Origin of the sequence: Burkholderia sp. JPY481 (genome assembly GCF_038900515.1) — a bacterium.
GTDB lineage: Bacteria > Pseudomonadota > Gammaproteobacteria > Burkholderiales > Burkholderiaceae > Paraburkholderia > Paraburkholderia youngii.
This window is the reverse complement of the sequence record NZ_JAYMRT010000110.1, coordinates 1-848: the sequence shown is the minus strand read 5'-3', so window position 1 is coordinate 848 and position 848 is coordinate 1. Positions and strand designations below refer to the sequence as shown.

At 60.0% G+C, this 848-nt stretch carries 1 pseudogene; it reads right to left on the bottom strand.

From position 1 onward, the window contains the following. Positions 1–102 precede the first annotated feature (102 nt). Positions 103–848, bottom strand: a pseudogene (locus VSR82_RS39865) (IS30 family transposase); the annotation flags it as partial.

Here is an 848-nt window from a genome sequence, read left to right as displayed (position 1 = left end):
ATGCCGGGCTATGCGACCGGCGGCTTCTTTTTGCCATCTTTGGGTTCCTTTTGCTGGTCCCTATGACCAGCTCAGGCCCCGACCGTTCCACTTACCGACCTTGTCCGAAATTCCGGCGCCACCTCTCCAGGTTAGTGATCGCCACAACTGGGCAGGCAGGTCCGCCACGGTCTTCTTGAGTGCGTTGGCCATCGTGACAGCTCCGTAGCCGGCCAGCGCGGGTCCGTTTTTCGTGCGCGGAATCAGTCCATAGCCTTTCTCCCGGGGTAAGTGCACGAGCATCGTGAAACGGCTTGATCTTTCCACCAGCGTCCCAATGGCGGATCGGTTCAGGCCAATGAGCAGGTCTCCTTCCCAATGGCCCGGCACAGCACGATCTTCCGCCTCTGCAGGCCGACTGGAAATCATCACCTCCTCGCTTACGTGCGCCCACGCCTTGGCACGCGCTCTCGCTCGGGGAACGCGCAACGCACGACCGGTGCGCAGGCAGCCCACCAGCTCGCGCTTGAGCGCGCCGCGCCCCTGAATATAGAGCGCTTGATAAATGGCTTCGCGAGAGATGCGCATACACTCATCGTCCGGGAAATCTACCTGCAATCGATTGGCAATCTGTTCAGGTGACCAGCCGTTGACCCACTTTCGGTCACCGCGATTTGGTTTATTTCGCCCCTTGAACGGCGCCTGCCTGGGCCCGGCAATTTCACGACCATCAACGTCATGTACTTTGCCCTCCAGGCGCTCCTGTACATATTGACGCAGCCGTGCATTAGTCGCCAGCTTCGCTGGCTTTGGTCGTTTAGCGAACCGTTCCGCCTTCCACTGCGCGACCGAAGCACGATACTCGAGGC